This is a genomic window from Pseudarthrobacter sp. NPDC080039 (assembly GCF_040702335.1).
GTDB classification, from domain to species: domain Bacteria; phylum Actinomycetota; class Actinomycetes; order Actinomycetales; family Micrococcaceae; genus Arthrobacter; species Arthrobacter enclensis_A.
Genome location: NZ_JBFBKY010000064.1, coordinates 1 through 2909, shown reverse-complemented (window position 1 = coordinate 2909; position 2909 = coordinate 1). Strand labels below are relative to the sequence as shown.

The window sequence follows — 2909 nt, the reverse complement described above, 5'->3', positions numbered from 1 at the left end:
GCACCCACCCGAAGGGAAAGCCGTCCGGATAACCGCTGGAGTCTTGACGAGGCCTAAAGGCAGCTGCGCCCAGCCTCAGTAGTCCGGATAAGAAACCTGTACCGGGTCGGGGCGGAACGGGGCGGGAGCTCCGAGAGCGTCAGGCCGTTGCCGCGGATCGCGGCTGCGAGGTCAGCGTTACCTGACGGATAGTCCCGGTCCAGTCCCCCGGCCAGCACTGCGATGGTTGCCGGTCCCTCGCCCTGGCTCCCGGCCAACGCGGCCCGGTGGGCGTGTGCATCGATGCCGTAGGCCAGCCCCGAGATCACGCAAATTCCACGTTGAGCCAACCCGTACGCCATGTCCCCGGTGACGGAGGCGCCGTAGCTTGTCGCGTCCCGGGATCCGGTCAGGGCCACACACCGGGACGGTGCCGGGATCCCTTGGTCGATGTTGCCCCGGTACCAAAGCTCGTACGGGGCGTCGGGCAGATCGTCCAGGCCCTCCGGCCAGTGTTCATCTCCTGGGATGAGGAACCCGCCGCCCAGGCGTTCGATCGTGGCCAGGTCCTTCTCCGGGTCGACATCCGGAACCCGGGGCGCCCAGCGCTTCAACGCGGCGGCCAACTCCTCGAATGTCACGTCTGCAAGGCTGTGTGCGGGCTGCGCGCCGGTGGCGAGCCTCAACGCGGCGTACGCGCCGAGCCTGCCGATAAGGGCCTGCCCGACCCGGTCGCCCGGTTCAAACAGTCGTGTCAGGGCTGCGCGTGCAATGCGATCATTCATGGTTTTTCTCGTCCTTTGCTGAGGATCCGGTGGGTAGGGCGGCCCTGGTGACCGGCCAGCTTCCCCTCTCCCCCGGGCGTTTTTTGCCTGCTGGCGGAGCATCGCGTAGCTGTGCCCGACGGAACCGGGGCAACCCGAAGGGCAAGAAGTCGATGGGTTGTAGGAGGGAAATAAGCGAAGCGCCGACACAAGCCATCGGCTGCGCAGCCGTCCGCAGGACGGTTGAGCCGGTGGAGCGGGCACGTACGATCCGCAGGACAGCAGCAAAAAACAGGAAAAACGTTTCTACAGCCCGAGCGAAGCGAGGACCTTGCAGTAGACCTGGGTCTACCAGCAGGGCGGCGTGCCAGGCTAAGTTGTCGTGCTCTCGCGTGCGGCACTAGCTTGCTGGTGCCGGTAAAGCGTCGCGCGGCTCCAGCCAACGAGACGGGCGGCGTCTTCGGCGGTGCGCCCCTTCGCGCGGGCGTCCTGAGCGATCGCGAGTTTGTCGGCGATGACCACTGGGTCGGACAACGGTCGCCCGAAGCGTGTGCCGCTTTGCCGGGCGGCAGCGATGCAGGCGTTGACCCGCTCAATGATGAGCTCGCGCTCATACTCGGCAAGGGTTGCGAGCATGTTCAACATCAGCCGTCCGGTCGTGGTCGCCGGGTCGTTGCCATCGGCGATGGACCGCATCTGGACACCGCGGCCGCACAGCAGGGCCACCGTGTTCAGCACATCAATCAGCGACCGCCCCAGCCGGTCGACACGCCACACAACAACGGTGTCGCCTTCCTCGGCGTACTCGAGGAGCTTCTTCATTCCCGGCCGCTCGATCGCCATTTTGCTACCGGAGGTCACATCGGCGAAAACGTCCCGTTTCTGCACACCAGTGGCAACCAGCGCGTCCAGCTGGAGCTGGGAGTCCTGGCCTGAAGTGCTCACGCGGGTATAACCCAGTAGCCTCACAAGGCAATTCTGACTCGAAAAGCCGGCAATGTGCCCCCAGCGAGACAACTTGCAGTGAGACGGCATTCCGAGACGCGCACAGCCCCAGTGCGAAAATGGGAAGGGTGTCCTCAGTCCGGGGGTCGGTCGTCAGAGTCGGCCGGCGAGGGACCTTCAGACGAATTCAGGCGCACGCAATGGCCACGAGGAGGTCCTGGCGGGGGCTGTCCCGAATGCCGGGCGCGTCCGTCGGGGAGCGCAAAACGCTCCTTGGGGTCAGACGACGTCGTATTGGGTGCGTAGACGACTGAGTCCCTCGCGGATCCGGGACTTGATGGTGGGCAGTGGCACTGAGAGTTTCTCTGCCACCTCGCGGTAAGTAAGGCAGCCGAAATATGCCAGGAGAATGGATTCGCGCTGCAAGGGTGAAAGTGCTGTCAGGGAGTCGAAGACCTGACAGGCTTCCATTCCGTCAGTGACCGACTCGCCAACTTCGTCGAAAGGGTGTTTCCACTCCGCTGCCGCCCACCGGGCGTCGCGGTGGGTGCTGCTTTGCCGCGAACGGACCTTGTCCACTGCCTTGCGGTGTGCGATGGTCACAAGCCATCCGATCGGGCTGCCAAGGGCTGGGTTGTATTTGCCCGCGTTCTGCCAGACCAGCATGAAGATCTCCTGCATCACTTCTTCACTGAGGTGCGGATCTAAAACCACCCTGCGCACGACGCCGAACACCCGGGGCGAAGCGAGACGGTAGAACTCGGTAAATGCTTCGTGGTTGCCCTGGCCGGTTTTCAGCAGCAATCCAGCCAGGTAAATTCTGGTTTCATCCTGCCCGGATGGTTGGCGGTCCAGTGTCTCCATGATGTCTTTTCGGTCAGTCCGCGTCAGCCCCCAGCGGGCCACCGATGAAGCAGTTAAAGGAGCGCATTCCGAACCGGACAATGCCGGGCGGAGAGCCGTGCCGGATCGGCTGGGTTATCAGGGGAGAACGTCCATTCTCCCCTGACGTTTTAGAATAGAGAACCATCGTTATCCCCGCAAGCCGAAAGGGAAGAAGATTATGCCCGTGCCTGCAGCGCAGACAGAGACGATGTACTCCGGCGCCGCTTCAGCGGCGACGGCGGATGACGCGGCCCGGGCGGCAATCGTGGCAGCAGTGGGGCCGCTCTTCTACGCCCGTGGGTTCACCCCTGTTGGTATGGATGAGGTGCGGACTGT

The 2909-nt window shown here is 63.9% G+C and carries 3 protein-coding genes; all 3 read right to left on the bottom strand.

All coding sequences use genetic code 11. The features are described 5' to 3' along the window. Nucleotides 1-53: 53 nt before the first annotated feature. Nucleotides 54-764 (bottom strand): DNA-processing protein DprA, encoded by a 711-nt coding sequence (locus AB0313_RS22045; RefSeq protein ID WP_366308470.1) that lies wholly within the window; start codon nt 762-764, stop codon nt 54-56. Nucleotides 765-1115: 351 nt separating this feature from the next. Next, nucleotides 1116-1712: a recombinase family protein gene (locus AB0313_RS22040; RefSeq protein ID WP_366308468.1), complete on the bottom strand. Its 597-nt coding sequence runs from the start codon at nt 1710-1712 to the stop codon at nt 1116-1118. A gap of 255 nt (nt 1713-1967) precedes the next feature. Beyond that, complete coding sequence (gene sigK / locus AB0313_RS22035) at nt 1968-2552, bottom strand: ECF RNA polymerase sigma factor SigK (protein ID WP_366308466.1); 585 nt, start codon at nt 2550-2552, stop codon at nt 1968-1970. Nucleotides 2553-2909 lie beyond the last annotated feature (357 nt).

What these genes read in the sequence shown, in the direction of transcription:
- AB0313_RS22045 (WP_366308470.1), bottom strand. Translation starts at nt 764, where the DNA reads ATGAATGATCGCATTGCACGCGCAGCCCTGACACGACTGTTTGAACCG.
- sigK (WP_366308466.1), bottom strand. Translation starts at nt 2,552, where the DNA reads ATGGAGACACTGGACCGCCAACCATCCGGGCAGGATGAAACCAGAATT.